The organism is Ectothiorhodospira sp. 9100 (assembly GCF_022227565.1).
Lineage (GTDB): Bacteria > Pseudomonadota > Gammaproteobacteria > Ectothiorhodospirales > Ectothiorhodospiraceae > Ectothiorhodospira > Ectothiorhodospira marina.
In genome coordinates this window covers 61,098-79,547 of record NZ_JAJNAN010000011.1, presented here as the reverse complement: position 1 = coordinate 79,547, position 18,450 = coordinate 61,098, and the positions used below count along the sequence as shown (strand labels likewise).

The window sequence follows — 18,450 nt, the reverse complement described above, 5'->3', positions numbered from 1 at the left end:
AAACCCAAGGACGGCTACGCCGTCCGCGCTATCCTTCCCCGCCCTGAACGGCGGGGCTTGTCGCGCACTGGGTCAAAGGGCAGAACCCGGTCCGCTTTAGTCGAACTGCAGCGGTTCCGGCATCGGTTCCCGCGGCGGTATCGGGAGATCCAAGCCCTATGGGCTCCTGCAACGATGATATGACCCGACGCCAACTCAACCCACCCAGGGCCACTCACGCCACAGCACACTAGCCGATCAACTGCCGCTCCCGCAGCAACGCGATGACCACATCGGCAGCCTCCTCGGTGCTCAGCTTTGCCGCCTGAAGATGCAACTCCGGGTCCTCCGGGGCCTCGTAGGCAGAGTCAATGCCGGTGAAGTTCTTCAGTTCACCCCGGCGGGCCTTCTTGTAAAGGCCCTTCGGGTCACGCTCCTCGGCCACCTCCAGGGGGGTGTCGACAAAGACCTCGATGAACTCACCCGCCTCCATCAGATCCCGCGCCATTCGGCGCTCACTGCGAAACGGCGAGATGAAGGCCGTCAGCACGATCAGGCCGGCGTCCACCATCAGCCGGGCCACCTCCGCGACCCGCCGGATGTTCTCCACCCGGTCGGCATCGGTAAAGCCCAGGTCCCGATTGAGGCCGTGGCGCACGTTATCCCCATCCAGCAGGTAGGTGTGCTGACCGGCGGCATGCAGTTTCTTCTCCACCCGATTGGCAATGGTGGACTTGCCCGCACCGGAAAGCCCGGTGAACCAGAGTACGACGGGTTTCTGCCCCTTGGCGATCCCCCGCGCCTGCTTGTCGATGTCCACGTGCTGCATGTGAATGTTCTGGCTGCGGCGCAGGGCAAAGTGCAGCATGCCGGCGCCCACGGTGTTGTTGGTCATCCGGTCGATCAGGATATAACCGCCCGTATCCGCATTCTCCTGATAGGGATCGAAGGCCACCGGCTTGCTCAGACTCAGGGTACACACGCCAATGCCATTGAGATCCAGCTGCTTGGCCGCCGTGTGCTCCAGGGTATTGACGTTCACCTGATACTTGATATGGCTGACCGTCGCCGACACCGACTGCGTACCCAGCTTCATCAGGTAGGGCCGACCCGGCAGCAAGGGCTGGTCGTGCATCCACACCAGGGTGGTCTCGAACTGATCGGCCGTCTCGGCGGGGGCATCCACACCGGAGATCACATCGCCGCGGGAGATATCGATCTCATCCTCCAGCAGCAAGGTCACCGATTGTCCGGCAATGGCCTGTTCCAGATCGCCATCGTAGGTAAAAATCCGCTTGATGTGGCTGGTCTTGCCCGAGGGCTGCACGCGGATGGCATCACCGGGCTTCACGGTGCCGCTGGCGATCAGCCCGGTGAAGCCGCGAAAATCCAGATGGGGCCGATTCACCCACTGCACCGGCATGCGGAAGGGGGTGTGCTGCAGGCGTTCCTCGTCCACCTCCACCGTTTCCAGATAGCCCATCAGGGTGGGTCCGTGATACCAGGGCATGTGATGACCGTGCTCGATGACATTATCGCCCTTGAGCGCCGACAGGGGGATGAAGGTCATGTCCTCCAGACCCAGTTGTTTGGCGAAGGCGCGGTACTCATCCACAATCTGGTCAAAGCGTGCCTTCGAATAGTCCACCAGGTCCATCTTGTTGATGGCCACCACGATGTGCCGAATGCCGATCAGCGACATCAGAAAGCTGTGGCGGCGAGTCTGGGTGAGGATGCCGTGGCGGGCGTCCACCATCAGGATGGCGGCATCGGCGGTGGAGGCACCGGTCACCATGTTACGGGTGTACTGCTCATGGCCGGGCGTGTCGGCGACGATGAACTTGCGCTTGTCGGTGGAGAAGAAGCGGTAGGCCACGTCGATGGTGATGCCCTGCTCGCGCTCGGCGGCCAGACCATCCACCAACAGGGCAAAATCCATCTCCTCGCCCTGGGTGCCGTACTTTTTCGAGTCTGCCTCAATGGCGGCCAGTTGATCCTCGAACAGCAGTTTGGATTCGAACAGCAGCCGCCCGATCAGGGTGCTCTTGCCGTCGTCCACGCTGCCACAGGTGATAAAGCGCAGCAGGCCCTTGTGCTCGTGGGCCTTCAGATAGCCCTCGATATCCCCGGCGATCATGTCGGATGCGTGTGCCATCAGAAGTACCCTTCCTGCTTTTTCTTTTCCATGGAGGCGGCGCTGTCATGGTCGATGACGCGGCCCTGCCGTTCGGAGGTCTTGGTGAGGAGCATTTCCTGAATGATCGCCGGCAAGGTGTCGGCCTCGGATTCAATGGCACCCGTGAGCGGGTAGCAACCCAGGGTTCGGAACCGTACCTTGCGCATCATCGGTACTTCGCCGGGTTTGAGCGGCATGCGGTCATCATCCACCATGATCAGAGCGCCGTCGCGCTCCACCACCGGGCGCTCGGCGGCGTAATAAAGCGGCACGATGGGGATATCCTGCAGATAGATGTACTGCCAGATATCCAGCTCGGTCCAGTTGGAGAGCGGGAACACACGGATCGACTCCCCCTTGTGCTTGCGGGTGTTGAAGAGCCGCCATAGCTCCGGGCGCTGGTTCTTCGGGTCCCAGCGGTGCTGGGCAGTGCGGAAGGAGAACACCCGCTCCTTGGCCCGGGACTTCTCCTCATCCCGGCGTGCCCCGCCAAAGGCGGCATCAAAGCCATAATGGTTCAGCGCCTGTTTGAGGCCTTCGGTCTTCATCACATCGGTATGGATGGCCGAACCATGGGTGAAGGGGTTGATGTCCTTCTCCACCCCTTCCGGGTTGATGTGCACCAGCAGGTCCATGCCCATCTCCCGGGCCATGTTGTCCCGAAATTCATACATGGCGCGAAACTTCCAGCGGGTATCCACATGCAGCAACGGGAAGGGGGGCGCTGCCGGGGCAAAGGCCTTGCGTGCCAGGTGCAGCATCACCGCGCTGTCCTTGCCCACCGAGTAGAGCATCACGGGGTTCTCGGTCTCGGCGACCACCTCGCGCATGATGTGGATGCTCTCGGCTTCCAGCTTTTGTAAATGGGTGAGTGATGTCATGGCATTGGCCTGTCTGGAAAAGTCGATCTGACCCGATTATGGGGTGGAACATTGATCAGGTAGAAATCCGGGTGTGCCTCCAGCCATTGCCGGATATCGGGGCTGGCCTGGAAATGGGCGCCGTGAAAGACCAGCGCGACCGGCTTGCCGGGAAATGAGTCATGCAAGCCCTGAAACAGCGTCAGATAGTCTTCCGCCATGGGCGGTACCCACAGGCAACGGGTGTGAAGCGCACCGCGTTTTCCATGCAGATAGAGCTGATAAGGAGGAAAATCCGCCGTGAACACCTGATCCCGCCTGACCACTCTCACGCCCCCCCGCCAGATGGCACCGCTGGCCTTGCGCACGGACTCCAGTACCGGCTGCACCTGCTGCCGATACCAGCGGCCGGCACCGCTGCGTTGATGCGCCACAGCCTCCAGAGCCAACGGTTCCGGCTTCAGGTCACGGGCCTCCAGCCAGTGCTCGATGGCACGAGCCGAGACCGGATGGCCCGCTTCGCCCAGTGCATCGGCCAGCCCTCGGCTGCTCCATGCCGGCTCGCGCACATCGGGGGAGGTTGTCAGCCTGGCCACCAACGCCCGTTGAGCGGCTGTATCGAGTGCACCCGCCTGCCCCGTCTTACGACCCCGCGGGCGAACCGGCACTGCGGCCCAGCCCCCTTCACGGAAAGCCTTCCAGGCCGCTGATACAGTGGGCGCAGAAAGCCCGGCGCGGGTGGCAGTCTCGGCAACGGTGTGGCCATCCAGGCGCAGCCGCACAGCGTCAAGGCGGCGCTCATTCAGCACTTCGGGCGATAAATATTTAGTGGACAAAAAATAGTTAACCCTTTGTTTTATTTGATTTTAAAAATAAAAACGAAAGATTTTTACCTAACCCGATCAAGCCACATCATAAAAGCACTTCCAGAATCTCACAAGCCCAGCAAATAGGGGGGGAGGCAATACGAGAGCGGCATGATTATTCGCTCTCCCGCGGCATCCTGGCCCCCTGAAGAAACAACGACAGGGCCTGCTGCAGGGCCCGTTCGCGCTCGACCTCATCCGGGGGATGACCAAAAAGCAGGCGATAGTAGAATGGGGCGCGAGTCATATCGATGAACTGACAGGCCGCCATGTCACAATCAAGGGAGCGCAGCCGCCCCTTCTCCACCTGCGTGCGCAGGTAGTCCGCCAGCAGTCGCTGGCCACGCCGAGGCCCGGCGTCATGGAAAAACTGCTGGATGCGCTCCCGGTCCTCGCCCCGCTCCGAGACCACCAGGCGAAAGATCTCCACGGCATGCGCCTCCACCAATCGGGACTGAATGTGTCGCCCGTAGGCCAGGAGCGTAGCCTCCAGATCGTCGGTCCACACCCCCTCGGCCTCGAAGGGGGCAAAGACCACCTCCGTGCGCTGCGCGATCATTGCCTCGAAGAGCCCAAGCTTGTTACCGAAGAGTCGATAAAGGGTGCTGAGGGAACCTCCCGCCCGGCGTACAATCTCATTCACACTGGCCCCTGCGTAGCCTTGTTCCATGAAGACTTCAGCAGCAACATCTAGCAGCCTCTGGCGGCGGGCCTCCCCGCGCTGGGTGCGGCAGGGGGTTGGAGTTTTGAAACATGATGGCATCGACGACCTCGGTCGACCGGCGTGGAATGAACGCCCCCGGCACAGATGATACGGGCGCTTGAAAGTGTAGTGTACGCTACGCTATCGTAAGGCTCTTCCCGGCACAAGGATCCGGCTACCCCTCCTTGCGCCGCCCTGGAACATCCCCCCCACCCCAGGCCCGAAGATCCGTGCCTGGGGTGGGTTCTGACATCCCCGAGCCGGCTGGACCGGCCCGTAAGATCGGTGAATCCCATGTCGATGACGATGCGCGCCCTGTTCAGCCCCCTCGGCCTCGCGGCCCTGCTGGCCCTGCCGACCCTCTCGTTCGCCGCACCTGATGGCAGCCCACCGCCGACGGTTCCGATCATCACCGTGCAACCGGCCCCTGCGGCGGTGTACAAGACCTACACAGGCCGCACCGAGGCGCATCGCCACGTGGAAGTGCGCGCCCAGGTCAATGGCATCCTGGAAGAGAGATCGTATGTGGAGGGCGCGCGGGTAGAGTCCGGTGACCCGCTGTTTCGCATCGATGCACGGCCCTATCGGGCAGCGGTCAACCAGGCAGAGGCGGACCTGGTCGCAGCCCGCGCGACCCTCTCGGCAGCCCAACGGGATTGGGAGCGCATCCGTTCCCTCTACGAGCGCAACGTCGCCAGCGAGAAGGCCTGGAATGATGCGCGCTCAGCCCTGGAGAAGGCCCAGGCCGAAGTAGAGGTGGCTCAGGCCAAGCTGGAGGCCGCGCAAATTGATCTGGACTACACCTCTGTCGACGCACCCATCGCAGGTGTCGCAGGCCTCCGGGCTGTCTCGGTGGGCAACCTGGTGAGCAACGGTGACCGGCTGGTCACCATCCAGGAGGTCAATCCTATCCAGGTGATCCTCTCCATGCCCGTGAATGATCCCTTCGCCGATGCCCCCGCACTGAATCCCTCTCCCAGCCGTCCCATCCCCGCTGAATTGGCCGATGCGATTGATTCTGAGGGAAACCCCCTGACCGGAAAGCTGGACTATCGGGCCGCTGACATCGACCGGCGCACCAATGCCATCCGCCTGCGAGGGATATTCGACAACCCCGGCAACGTACTGCGCCCCAACGAGTATGTTCGGGTACGCCTGAAGGTGGCCGAGCCCCAGGATGCCCTCGTGATTCCGCAGACAGCCATCACCAGCGGCCCTCGGCCCAATTCCACGGCGGTCTTTGTTGTGGACGAGGAAGATCATGCCCGTCTGCAGGTGGTGGAACTGGGACCGGACACCCCTGAAGGCGTGATTGTCCGCTCAGGGCTCGAGGCAGGAGACCGGGTGATCACGGACGGCTTGATCAATGTCCGTCCCGATGCCCAGGTGACGCCGCAGCAACTGAACGGGGAAGACGCGTCGGTGGACTGATCATCCCACCGCCCCGCCTGCCCGAACCCCGATTCTGCCTGCCCTTTCCTGAAGAAAGCGGCTTGGAGCCCAGCGATGTTTTCCAAATTCTTCATCAATCGTCCCATCTTTTCCACGGTGCTGGCGATCGTCATCATGATCGCCGGTGGCGCGGCCTTCACGGCCCTGCCGGTAGAGCAGTACCCGCAGATCGTGCCGCCAGAAGTGGAGGTCCAGGCCACCTATCCAGGCGCCGACGCCGGCACCATTGCCGAGTCAGTGGCCGCGCCCCTCGAGCAGGCCATCAACGGCGTGGACAACATGCTCTACATGCAATCGGGCAGTTCCGACGCAGGCAGCATGAACCTGACGGTGACCTTCGCCAACGACGCTGACCCAAACCAGGCCACCATCGACGTCAACAACCGGGTGCAACAGGCCGTCGCCCAGCTGCCCCAGGCAGTACGTGACCAGGGCATCATCGTGAACAAGAAGAGCAGTTCCCTGCTCATGGTGGTCACGCTGCTCTCGGAGAACGAGCAGTTTGACACCAAGTTCCTCAGCAACTATGGCTTGATCAACATCATCGACGCCCTCAAGCGCGTGGAAGGGGTGGGTGACGCCAACCTGTTCGGGGCGCAGGACTACTCCATCCGGGTGTGGTTCGACCCTGCGCGGCTGGCCCATTTCGACCTCACTCCCGACGATGTAGCCCAGGCCATCAGCGAGCAGAACGCCCAGTTCGCCGCCGGGAAATTCAACGCTGCCCCCAATGCCTCGGGTGAGGCCTTCACCTACACCATCTCCCCCGAGGGCCGTTTCAGCCAGGTAGAAGAATTTCAGAACATCATCCTCGGGGCCTCCGAGGATGGGGGCACCCTGCGCCTGAAGGACGTGGCCGAGGTGGAACTGGGAAGCAAGCGCTACGGCTTCAACGCCACCTATAACGGCATGCCCACGGTGCCGATCGGCCTGTACCTGGCCCCCGGTGCCAATGCCCTGGAAACGGTGGACCAGGTGCGCGCCACCATGGCGGATCTGGCCCAGCAATTCCCCGGCGACATGGACTACCGCGTCCCACTGGACACCACCGATTTCGTGCGCATTTCCATCAAGGAGGTGCTCAAGACCTTCGCTGAGGCACTGATCCTGGTGGTGCTGGTGATCTTTATCTTCCTGCAAAAGCCTCGCGCCACCCTGGCGCCTCTGGTCGCCATCCCCGTGGCCCTGATTGGTGCCCTGGCAGGGCTGTACCTCACCGGGATGTCCATCAACCTGCTTACCCTCTTTGGCCTCGTCCTGGCCATCGGCATCGTGGTGGACGATGCCATCATCGTCATCGAGAACGTGGAACGCATCATGCGCGAGGAGGGCCTGGGAGCACGGGATGCCTCCATCAAGGCCATGGAACAGGTCACGGGGCCCATTGTCGCCACCACGCTCGTCCTCCTGGCCGTGTTCATCCCGGTGGCCTTCGTGCCGGGATTGGCCGGGGAAATGTACCGCCAGTTCGCCGTGGCCCTGTCGGTATCCGTGGTGCTCTCGGCAGTCGTTGCCCTCACTCTGACGCCATCCATGACAGCCCTGCTCCTGGCCAACCACAAGGAGAAGGAACCGATCCTGCCCTTCCGGCTCTTCAACCGGGGCTTCGACGCCCTACGTACGGGCTACCTGGGCGCGGTGCGCTTCTTTCTCAGGGCCTGGCCGGTGGGCCTGGCGATCTTCGTGGTCGTGCTGATCGGCACCGTACTCTTTTTCCGCGCCACCCCGTCGGGACTGGTGCCGGACGAGGATCCCGGCTACTTCATTTCCGTGATCAACATGGCCCCCAGCACCAGCCTGGAACGCACCGTGCAGGTGCGTGATGAGTACTCCAGTCTGGTACGGGAGAACCCGGACGTCCGCATGCAGGTGGCCTTCGCCGGCTTCGACCTGCTGGCGGGCACCCAGCGTTCCTACAAGGGTGTGGCCTTCACGCGGCTCAATGACTGGTCCGAACGCACCGCTCCGGACCAGAGCGTGCAGTCCATCGTGAACCAGTCCATGGGCATGGGCGCGCGCATCGAAGAGGGGCAGATCTTTGCCTTTGTCCCCCCCCCTATCCGCGGCCTGTCCACCACCGGAGGCTTTGAAGTCTATCTGCAACAACGTGGCTCGGCGGATGTGAACAGCCTGTCCCAGGCAGCCCAGGCTCTGGTGGAGGCCGCCAACCAGCGTCCCGAACTGGCCGAGGTGCGCTCCACCTTCGTGGCCAACACGCCCAAGTACCGGATGCAGGTGGATCGGGACCAAGCCTATGCCCTGGATGTGCCCGTGGCAGCCATCTACCGCACCATGCAGGCCACCTTCGGCACACGCTACATCAACGACTTCACCCTCTTTGGACGCAATTTCCAGGTCAACATGGCGGCCAATGCGGATTACCGGGCCAACCCCGAGGATCTGGAAAACGTCTTCGTGCGCAGCAACGGCGGCGACCTGATTCCGATCAGTTCCGTGGCCAGCCTCACGCGAGTCCCTGGTGCGGACGTCATCGACCGCTTCAACATCTTCCCCTCCGCCAAGATCATGGGCAACGCGGCCCCGGGCTACTCTTCCGGGCAGGCCCTGGCGGCCCTGCAGGAGGTCACCGCCCAGACCCTGGACGGCGGCGAGTACAGCCTGGGCTGGGTCGGGTCCGCTTTCCAGGAACTCTCTTCAGGCTCGGCCGGCAGCATCGCCTTCCTGCTGGGGGTGGTCATGGTCTTCCTGATTCTGGCCGCACAGTACGAACGCTGGTCTCTGCCCCTGGCAGTGATCACCGCCATCCCGTTCGCTGTGCTGGGTGCCTTGCTGGCCATCTGGCTGAGGGGACTGAACATCGACATCTACTTCCAGGTGGGGCTGCTAGTACTCATCGCCATGTCAGCCAAAAACGCCATTCTCATGGTGGAGTTTGCCGCCAAGATGCATCAGGAAGAGGGCCTGCCCATCAAGGAAGCCGCGCTGAGGGCTGCGCGCATCCGCTTCCGCCCGGTGATCATGACCTCCATGGCCTTCATCCTGGGGGTGCTGCCCCTGGCCCTGGCCACAGGAGCCGGTGAAGGTGCGCGCAACGCCTTGGGCACGCCCATCGTGGGCGGCATGATTGTGGCCACCTACGTGGCGATCCTGTTCATTCCCATGTTCTACGAACTGGTGGAAACCGGCACCGAGCGACTGCGGAGCCTGGGGAAGAAAAAGGGCTGACATGACTCTCCTTCAGGTCCTCCAAATAACGGGATAACGACCATGGAAGAACTGACGCCGTTTTACAGTCTGGGCCTGGCTCTCGCCCTGGGGCTCCTCATCGGCCTGGAACGGGGTTGGAAAGAACGCCACCTGGATGAGGGGCGCCGCGTCGCGGGAATCCGCACCTTCGCTTTGATCGGACTGCTGGGAGGTGTTTGGGGTCTATTGGCCCAGGAGGTGGGCCAGGCTGTGCTGGCAGTGGCCTTTGGTGCGCTCGCGCTGGTATTGGTGGCCGCCCATGTCATGGCTCAGATTCGGGACCAGGACATGGGCATCACCGGCGAGATTGCCAGCTTGCTCACTTTTGCCTTCGGCGCCCTGGCGGCCTTGGGCTATCCGGCACTTGCCGCCGCTGGTGCCGTCGTCACCGCCACGCTGCTGGGCATCAAGCCGGTTCTGCATGCCTGGGTGAATCGACTGGAGGAACGCGAGTTGTTCGCCGCCTTCCAGCTACTGCTGATCTCGGTTGTCATCCTTCCCTTATTACCCAACCAAGGTTATGGCCCCTGGGAGGCGCTGAACCCCTACCGGATCTGGTGGATGGTGGTCCTCATCGCTGCCATCTCCTTTGTGGGCTATTTTTCCATGAAGATCATCGGCGAACGGAAGGGCATCCTGCTCACCGGCCTGATGGCGGGACTGGCCTCCTCTACCGCCGTGACAGTGAACTTCGCCCGCATCGCCCGAAAAACCCAAGGTTCCAGTAACGTGTTGGCCGCGGGTATCCTGGTGGCCTGCGCCACCATGTTCCCGCGAATGCTGGTGGTCAGCAGCCTTTTCAGTTGGGACCTGGCGAGACAACTCCTGTTTCCGGTCCTGGCGATGATGACCCTTTCCTATGCCCTCGCGGCCCTGTGCTGGAAGTTGAGCAGCCCAGCAGCACACGAGGAAAGCCCGGGACTGACCAACCCTTTCGAGTTGAAACCAGCGTTGATCTTCGCTGCCCTGCTGGCAGGCATCATCCTGCTCTCCCAGGGCCTGTCCGAACATTTTGGTGACGCGGGCATCTACACACTGGCTGCGGTTTCGGGGCTGGCCGACGTGGATGCCATCACCCTGTCGCTCGCAGACATGACCGATGGGCAACTGTCCCTTGAGGCCGCCACACTGGGCATCCTCATCGCCGCCTTTGTCAACTCCCTGGTCAAGGGGGCCCTGGCCATGGGCATCGGCGGGTGGGCCCTGGGTTACCGGGTTGCCGGCACCTTGAGTCTTTCCGTGGGTGCCGGCCTGCTCACTTGGTGGCTGCAGTACTGATCACGGCATGATGGTCCCCGCTCAGATCACGCGACGACGAATTGACGCAGAGACCTGCTCAAACGCGATCACCACCACCAGGATGACGAGAATGATCATGAAGGCCCGATCGTACTGGAACAGACGCATGGAGGCAGCCAGTTCGACACCGATACCACCAGCGCCCACCAACCCCAAGGTCACTGCCGAACGGATCGCCTTCTCGACACTATAAAGACTGGTTGCCGTCATCGATGCGAAGGTCTCCGGCAGAATCGCCCCCACGACGACCGATAGCCGGCCTGCGCCCGTCGAAGCAAGCGCCTCTGACGGGCCGGGCTGAACTTCCTCAATACGTTCGGCAAAGAAGCGCGCGGCGAAGCCGATGGTATCCAGCACGATGGCCAGCACTCCAGCCAGGGGGCCGAGACCCACGGCCACAACGAAGATCAGCGCCCAGATCAGATCAGGTATGGTGCGCAGGGTTGCGATAACCAAGCGCACGGTGGAACGAACCAGCAGGTGGGGGGTGGTATTTCGAGCCGCCAGCAATGCGAACGGCACACTCAGAACCACCCCGACACTCACGCCGACGATGGCGATGTTGAGGGTTTCGAGCATGGCCCAGGCTACCGCATCCAGCCCGCCGGTATCCGGCGGGAAGGCCCTGGCGAGAAAGTCGCCCAGATTGCCAATGCCCCGCAAAAGCCGCTCGGGCGTCAGTTTGATCGCCACCACGCCCTGCACGAAGATCGCCAGAAATACTGCCCATGCCGCCCACACCGTCCAGCGCGGCGCACGCCAACGCGGCGGGATGGCTGCCTGCGTATTCATGCGCTATCCCCCAATGAGGTCTGAGCGACGGCATCCTCAAGATATAGCGCCTCCATGCGGTCCAGCGGCACCGCTTCAAACCGGGTATCGAAATCCACTCGTCCGGCCTTGAGGCCGACGGTTCGATCACCGTATTGCTCAACCTGAGGTGTTTTGCGATCATATCCTGCCCTCGAACCTATCCATTCATTGCAACCGGAAACTGATCGGCACTTGCATGGGCCAGTGGTCCCGATCGATTTCTTTCGGGAAGTTATCAAAGGGTGAAGCTCGACCGACGGCTTCCACTGCTGCCCGGTCGATGGCATCGTTGCCGCTGCCCTGTGCGACCCGGATATTGTTGATCCGACCGCTTCGATGCATGACAAAGCTGACGATCACCGTACCCTCAATACCCCTGTTACGGGCCGCATCAGGATAGTGCCGCTTGCGGGCAATCGCCTCGCGCAGCCGCGCCATGTAGGCCTGTTGCGCCTGGTGTCGGCTGGCTGCTTCGGAACCGCTGGTGGTCTCCTCGCTGGCCCAGCTGTCGTCATCGTCTTCAGAGTTGTCTTGCGTGGAGTCGGCAGCCGTCTTTGCCTGGTGCGTTTCACGAACCTGGGAGACCGGATCGGGTGAAGGGGTTGGTTCTGGCTCCGGCTCCGGCTCAGGCTCCGGCTCCGGCTCAGGCTCAGGCTCAGGTTCTGGCTCAGGTTCTGGCTCAGGTTCTGGCTCAGGTTCTGGCTCAGGTTCTGGCTCAGGTTCCGGCTCAGGCTCAGGCTTGGGTTGAACGGGACTCACGGCGGGTTGAGGCTCTTCGGTGACAAATTCACTGGCTGTCAGATTAACCGGCTTGCCTCCACCGGCCGCTTGCAGCATGTCAGGCTCGCTATAGGGCCAGACCACCGCGCCCAGCACACCAGCGTGCAGTATTGTCGAGACAGCCAGCCCGATCCGTGTGGTACGTTGCCGATGCTTCACGCCCCCTCCTGCACGCGGATCGACATCTTTTCGAGCCGGTGGCCTTTGATCAGATCGACCACCTCAACGAAACGTCCAAATGACACGGATTCATCGACACTAAGCACTACCGGGCGCACCCCCCCCTGCTCGGCAACCGTTCCCAGCTCAGCGTCAAGATCCGAAAGTTGAATCGGCTTACCCTGCCAGAACAGGCTCGCCGAGGCATCGATGCCAATGCGCACGGCATCAAGTTCCGGCTCAGGTTCTTGACTGTTCTGGGCCACCGGTAAGGTCACGTCAATATCCCCCTGGACCACGAAGGTCGCCGTCATCAACACGATCGCCAGCAGCACCAGCATGATGTCGATAAAAGGAATGACATTGATGGAATCAAACCGCTGCGACATGGACGCCATCCTCCTTGCGCTGGCCTCTCCACTCCAGAGTGAGCACCTCAACACGCCGCATCAGGGTGTTAAAGAAGACGACGCTGGGGATGGCTACCGCAATTCCCCCGGCGGTGGCCTTCAGTGCCAGGGCCAGTCCAAGCATGATGGATTCGGTGTCCATCGTCCCGCTCTGACCGATCTGATAGAAAGTGATCAGGATGCCGAGCACCGTGCCCAGCAGCCCCACATACGGTGCATTTGCACCCACAGTGGAGAGCACGATCAGGTGGCGGGTCAGGTCCACGGTCAACCGTTCCTCGTTATCGAAGCGACCCAGATGAACCTTGCGCAGATAGAGCCAGCGCTCAATGGCAAAACCGAAGGCAAACAGGCTCATCAGGCCCAGGATGGAGAAAACGGTGATATCGAGATAAAACTGAATATGGTCCAAGCGTGTTTCCTCGTCACAGGATGATCAGAGCGATTCGTGGGACGCCCTCTGACAACGCAGTTACCCTACGAATCGAATATGACGGTAGCGTGAAAAGGGCGCGGCAAAACCGCGCCCTCAGGTTCCGGTGCGACTCGATGGGCCGCGCCCCGGGCACTATTCAGAAACGCCAGTTGGCACCCACCTTATAGGTTGGGCCAAACTCGTCATATTGCGAGTTGTAACGTTTCTGATCGAAGTAGGCGTAGAACGGTTCATCCGTGATGTTGATGGCCTCGGCATAGATCTGGAAATGTTTGCTCACATCGTAGGCGCCCTTCAGGTCAACCTGGTAACGGGAGTCCGCATAACGGTCAGCGGACGAATCCTCCACATCGTTAACCTCGTCAAGGTACTTGTCACGGTAGGTGACCGCTGCACGAAGCGACAAGCCATACTTCTCGTAGCCCAGTGCAAAGTTGGCAGTATTTTCCGAGGATTGCGGCAGCGGGATATCGCCATCCCGCCCTTCGAGACTCGCCTCAGTATCCGTGAACGTGTAGTTCGCGCTCACAAGCATCCCATCGAAGGGGGAAGGCAGGAAGTCGAGATGCTGGTAAGCACTCAGCTCGACCCCCATAACAGTTGCATCCCCGCCGTTGACCGCAGTGATATATTCGTTGGCTGCACGGGCACGAGCATTGAAATCCGTACCGGCCACGTCGGCTTCAACCACATAGTCCTGGATATCCTTGTAGAATGCCCCGATGCTGTAGGCTGCCGACGAGCCTCGCGGGTAAAAGGCATACATCAAGTCAAGATTGGTGGAACGATACGGATCCAGGTCCGGGTTACCCGCCTCGAACTCCTCTTCACCCCCGTCTACCTTGCGGACGACATATGGTGCAATATCGGAAAAGGTCGGCCTAGCAATCGAGCGGGTGACCGATCCGCGAAGCACGCTGCGCGGTGACAATTCATAGCGTAAATGCACACCCGGCAGAATGTCGACATAGCTGTTGTCGTCCTGCACGCCCGACACAGTAAGCTCACCGGTATTATCATTTTCCGTAAACTCATTGCCGGTCGCGCTATAGTCAGTGTACTCCACGCGCACGCCGCCAAGCACGCGAAGCTTGTCAAAGTCTGCCGACGCCATCAGGTAGGTAGCGTAGATGTCTTCTTCCGCAGAATAGTCGGCCGCCTGAGAGTCCTCGATAAAAACATCCTCGTCATAGGTCCAATTGGCGCGATTGTTTGCGACGAAATCACCCAAACGGGTGGATACCGCCGGTCCGAAACGGTCAAATGGATAATCGAAGTTCGTGCTGGTGTAGTCTGTCATCGACACGACACCGAAATCATCCTCGTCGTACTCGTAGACGGTGTAGTCAGCATATTTTTCACGCACGCGTGCCTTGATGCCAAACTTGATGAATCCGGGGTAGTCTCCAAACGTCGTGTCCTTTTTGATATTCAGGGCCAGCGACCACTCTTCCTCCTCTGTCTCGTTATCCTCGACGACCACTTCAGCCAATTGATAGCTGGCTGGATCATACATGGCATCCGGCCCACTCATGCGGTACTTCTTGCCACCATCGACCGTGCGATAAGCAACGCTATTAAAGGTCTCGTCAAAGCCGTTACCCGTCGCTAGGAACTCGGCATCAACGCGGTCCGGCTCTTTCTCGGTAGCCTTGGCGTAGCCTAGTTGGTAATCAAAGGTCCAGTCGTCAACCCGGTTCTCGCCGCCGCTCATCAGGGAGAAGATGCTTTGCGTCTCTTTGCGTAGCTTGATGTCCCGACCGACCTCGATGTTATTGCCTCTACCACTCGTATCACCAAGCAATTCAACATCACCATCCTCGAACGCGTCTTCGAAAGTGAACTGATTACGGCGTCGGATCTCGTCATCCTCGAACTCCGTCATCAAGGTGCGAACGTAATACTCACTATTGGCGTCAGGACGGAAGTCGACATTGACCGCTAGGCCCTGACGCTTTCGATCGACAATGTAATCTCGCTGTTCGATCTGCGGCGGCACCCGACCATCTGCCGCAGCGATCCAGGCACCGTCGGTCTCGTTATTATCCGAGCCCAGCTCACGATCCTCGAAGCTTGCGCCCACTGCGATACCGAGGTTGTCCTTGCCCCCGCCAACACTAAAGACATCGGAGACAGTCCCGCCGACCTTTGGGCTCCAAGCATCGCGCAGGTCATTGTAGCCCCCCTCAATGCGGACGTTACCTCCTCGACCATCCCGATCAAAAGCATTGAGGGTTCTGACCTCTATATTGCCACCGATGGCGTCACCGTCCATATCCGGTGTGATTGCCTTATCCACCTCAATCCCAGCGATCAGATCCGAGGGAATCACATCGAGCGCGACCTGGCGCTCATCAGCTTCAGCCGACGGCACTCGCATGCCATTAATGCTGATACTGTTAAGGTTGGAGTTCAGTCCACGGATGGACACAAAGCGGCCTTCGCCTTGGTCGCGCTGTAGTTGCAGACCCGGTAATCTCTGCAGGGCTTCGCCAAGGTTCTGGTCCGGAAATTGGCCGATCTCCTCAGCGGCTACAATAGTGGTCACGTTGGCGGCAGCCCGCTGGCGGTTGATTGCCCGCGCCTGCCCTGCCAGCTGCCCCGTCACCGCAATGGCATCCAGGGTATCCGCACCCAGTGTGAGCTGCGCCGTGATGACGCCATCCTCCTCAACGGTCACGATTTCGCGGGTCTCCCCCATGCCGATGTAGTCCACCACCAGCGTGTACTCACCCGGAGCGACGTCCCTGAACTGAAACCGACCGTTGGCATTGGTATAGGTCTCGCGGCCGGCTTCCATCAGGCGCACCCGAGCCCCTTCCAGGGTGGTATTGCTTGATGCTGAACGCAACTCGCCGCGTACAATGCCTTCGTCGGCCAGAACATAGGACGGCATGGCGAATGCCGACAAGGCCAGGGCGCAGGCGGCGGCCAGGCGACAGTATCGCAGATGGTTGGGTTTAGGCATGAAATAGGCTCCCGGTTATCGATCGTTGACTGACATGAACTGATCGTTCAAACACGGTCTGCACCCTAATCCGTCACTGTTACGATCACGTCACGACAAAATGACCAGGAGTTGAAGGTTCAATGACGCCCGGCATCGACGGGTATCATCATTAATGCAAAACGCCGCCATAAAGGCGGCGTTGGGTGGGAGTGATATTGATGAGGGCTTGATCATTCACCCAGCGCGTCCAGCACCGCTTCCCAGGAGACAAACTTGAAGTTCTGATTGGATTCAGGCATGAGGTTGCGTCCGTCCTGGACAACCAGAAGCCCACCAGAAAAACCCGGGCCCAGGTTGGCCGATGTCACATCGACACCATCGGTTTCCGAGGCACCATCGAGCCCCCTCTCGGCATTCATCCCGATACGGAAACGTCCCACGAAGTCATGATCTCCTTCGCGCCGATAAACCGCAAAGCTATCGTCACCCTGGCTCGATACGACCAGATAGCCGCCTCCGCCGACTCCTGCCGCCATTGCCACGCCCTCAATGTCGGCGGTCAAATGTTTGCCGCCATGCTTGCGCGTGTAATCGACCGCATGACGTGACTCGCCATCACCCGGCTCAGCGCCATAGCGCCAGAGCGCCACGTTTTCCTCGCCAATGTACAAATGGCCATGATCGTCATCGGCGACACATCCTTCCGTGATCGAGCCCACGGACCATTCTCGCACCTGTTGGCCAACAATCCGTCCCGCTTTCGCCTCAATGCGCCACTGCCCCACGTTGCCCTCCTTGTCGTTAACAAAGACATAATGGTGGCCATCGTTCCTGCTGCGATAGTTGCATAGGCCATAGGGGTCATCAAAACCGGTTTCAACCGGCGCTTCCGCTGACAAGCGCGAAACCTCCCCAGTGTCCGGATCAATGCTGTAAAAGGAAATTTCTTTAGTGGTCCGGTTGCTGGCCGCGACCAGGGCCACCTCACGACCCTGGATGGAAAATCCGTCGCGCAGGTCCACATTATTCACGCGCCCATCCTCAAAGAACTGACGAAGCTTTCCATCCAGACCATAAACGGCCAGCCCTGCCTTTTTGTCGGTGCCCAGCACAAGACTTTTCGAAGGATCTTCAGGATGGACCCAGATCGCTGGATCGTCGGCGGCGTCCCCTCCGGTTGCCACCGGATCTGTCGCGCCAATGGGCTTGACCACGGCAATCGCTTCGGGAACAGGCGCAGCAGCCAGATGAACCCGGCGAGTATGTGCGGCGACCGATGTGGCATCAATCAGCTTATAGTTGCCAGCCCCATTGGCGTTGTCCTCATCAGTGACCACCAACCCACCCTGGGCAAAGGCCTCCTCGAGAGGACTGTCTGACACGGCAGGTATCCAGGCGATCATCTCCGGCGCCTCGACCCCGTCGATGCCTGCCTGACTCACCACTTGAAATATGCCCAGGGGCAGGCCCGTGTCACGGGCATAGAAATGCAAGGAACCACTCCCCTCGTCAGCAACAACGATCTGCTCACGATCCGGATCGATTGCGATATCGGTTGGGCTGTCGAGGCCTCCCCAGGGAGCGACAAGATCAAGCGGACGGCGACTGACAGGCCGTTCGGGATGGGCATCCCACTGCCAGATCCCCATGCCCTCCTCGGCTACATACAACTGGGCCACTCGATCGTCGACCTGACAACCCTTGGTTTCCCCCCCGACCGGTAATGAGCGTACTGCACGGGCCTCCACCGATGAATCGCCCCGCGGTATCAGCAACCATTGTTCGGCCATGCCATCGCCATCGAGCAAATACAGGTAGAGGTTAGCCTCTACACGGTCGTAGAACAGGCACAACGCGTCTGGCATGTACGTCAGTTGATCAAAACCCGTCAACCCGGACTCGACAAACTCCCCCGATTGGGCAGTAAAGATTGTGGGCCGGCCGGCAGGCTCATCGATTGTTGCCACCACCACCGTCTCGCGGCCGCGCCATTCCAGGCCGGACCTGGCATCAAGGTCAGTCATTCCTGCCCGTCCGAAGGTTGCCAACCGTTTTCCCTCAAAATTGTGAATATCAATTCCGTGTTCCTCATCGTTGACCAACAAGGCTCGCCCCCCCTGCCAAAACACCCCCACGGCACTGACCGGAGCATTGCCTAATGTGGGCTGCGTCTCACCGGACGGCATCAAATGCGATGCACCGTGGGCAGTGGCAGTCGATGCAAAGAGGAGGGCAAAGGCCAGACCAAGACGAACTGGATTCAGGAGGAACAACGGCATGAAAAGCTCCAGACTATGAATAAAGGCTTATGCGGCAAGGGACGAAGATGAATCCGATCGCCCACGTGAGAGCGATAATGG

The 18,450-nt window shown here is 60.5% G+C and carries 13 protein-coding genes; 3 read left to right on the top strand and 10 right to left on the bottom strand.

The genetic code is table 11. The features are described from left to right. Nucleotides 1–229 precede the first annotated feature (229 nt). From cysN to LPW29_RS05560, 4 genes are all read right to left on the bottom strand, one after another. Nucleotides 230–2,134 (bottom strand): sulfate adenylyltransferase subunit CysN, encoded by a 1,905-nt coding sequence (gene cysN, locus LPW29_RS05575; protein WP_238627198.1) that lies wholly within the window; start codon nt 2,132–2,134, stop codon nt 230–232. Continuing rightward, entirely contained in the window at nt 2,134–3,036 is a 903-nt protein-coding gene (gene cysD, locus LPW29_RS05570) for a sulfate adenylyltransferase subunit CysD (protein WP_238627197.1), read from the bottom strand. Before cysD ends, cysN begins: the two co-directional genes overlap by 1 nt. Next, complete coding sequence (locus LPW29_RS05565; RefSeq protein ID WP_238627196.1) at nt 3,033–3,851, bottom strand: helix-turn-helix domain-containing protein; 819 nt, start codon at nt 3,849–3,851, stop codon at nt 3,033–3,035. Before LPW29_RS05565 ends, cysD begins: the two co-directional genes overlap by 4 nt. A gap of 145 nt (nt 3,852–3,996) precedes the next feature. Beyond that, nucleotides 3,997–4,644, bottom strand: a complete 648-nt coding sequence (locus LPW29_RS05560) for a TetR/AcrR family transcriptional regulator (RefSeq protein WP_255705821.1) — start codon at nt 4,642–4,644, stop codon at nt 3,997–3,999. A gap of 234 nt (nt 4,645–4,878) precedes the next feature. Here LPW29_RS05560 and LPW29_RS05555 point away from each other — a divergent pair, with 234 nt between their 5' ends. The 3 genes from LPW29_RS05555 to LPW29_RS05545 all read left to right on the top strand — a co-directional run bounded on the left by LPW29_RS05555 (nt 4,879) and on the right by LPW29_RS05545 (nt 10,521). After that, complete coding sequence (locus tag LPW29_RS05555; RefSeq protein ID WP_238627194.1) at nt 4,879–6,015, top strand: efflux RND transporter periplasmic adaptor subunit; 1,137 nt, start codon at nt 4,879–4,881, stop codon at nt 6,013–6,015. A gap of 75 nt (nt 6,016–6,090) precedes the next feature. Further along, nucleotides 6,091–9,222, top strand: coding sequence for an efflux RND transporter permease subunit (locus LPW29_RS05550; protein ID WP_238627193.1), 3,132 nt, complete (start codon nt 6,091–6,093; stop codon nt 9,220–9,222). A 42-nt stretch (nt 9,223–9,264) separates the two neighbouring features. Next, nucleotides 9,265–10,521 (top strand): MgtC/SapB family protein, encoded by a 1,257-nt coding sequence (locus tag LPW29_RS05545; protein ID WP_238627192.1) that lies wholly within the window; start codon nt 9,265–9,267, stop codon nt 10,519–10,521. A 21-nt stretch (nt 10,522–10,542) separates the two neighbouring features. Here the strand turns inward: LPW29_RS05545 and phnE are convergent, their stop codons facing one another. The 6 genes from phnE to LPW29_RS05515 all read right to left on the bottom strand — a co-directional run bounded on the left by phnE (nt 10,543) and on the right by LPW29_RS05515 (nt 18,369). Next, entirely contained in the window at nt 10,543–11,334 is a 792-nt protein-coding gene (gene phnE / locus LPW29_RS05540; RefSeq protein WP_238627191.1) for a phosphonate ABC transporter, permease protein PhnE, read from the bottom strand. A gap of 186 nt (nt 11,335–11,520) precedes the next feature. Next, complete coding sequence (locus LPW29_RS15605) at nt 11,521–12,294, bottom strand: energy transducer TonB (RefSeq protein ID WP_238627190.1); 774 nt, start codon at nt 12,292–12,294, stop codon at nt 11,521–11,523. Then, the gene (locus LPW29_RS05530; RefSeq protein WP_238627189.1) at nt 12,291–12,683 is read right to left on the bottom strand and encodes an ExbD/TolR family protein; all 393 of its coding nucleotides are present in this window, start codon (nt 12,681–12,683) and stop codon (nt 12,291–12,293) included. The genes LPW29_RS15605 and LPW29_RS05530 overlap by 4 nt, the downstream gene beginning before the upstream one ends. Then, a complete protein-coding gene (exbB, locus tag LPW29_RS05525) occupies nt 12,667–13,116 on the bottom strand; it encodes a TonB-system energizer ExbB (protein ID WP_238627188.1) in 450 nt (149 codons plus the stop codon). Before exbB ends, LPW29_RS05530 begins: the two co-directional genes overlap by 17 nt. Before the next feature lie 160 nt (nt 13,117–13,276). Further along, nucleotides 13,277–16,108 (bottom strand): TonB-dependent receptor, encoded by a 2,832-nt coding sequence (locus LPW29_RS05520; RefSeq protein WP_238627187.1) that lies wholly within the window; start codon nt 16,106–16,108, stop codon nt 13,277–13,279. 212 nt (nt 16,109–16,320) lie between these two features. Then, nucleotides 16,321–18,369: a phytase gene (locus LPW29_RS05515; protein ID WP_238627186.1), complete on the bottom strand. Its 2,049-nt coding sequence runs from the start codon at nt 18,367–18,369 to the stop codon at nt 16,321–16,323. Nucleotides 18,370–18,450 lie beyond the last annotated feature (81 nt).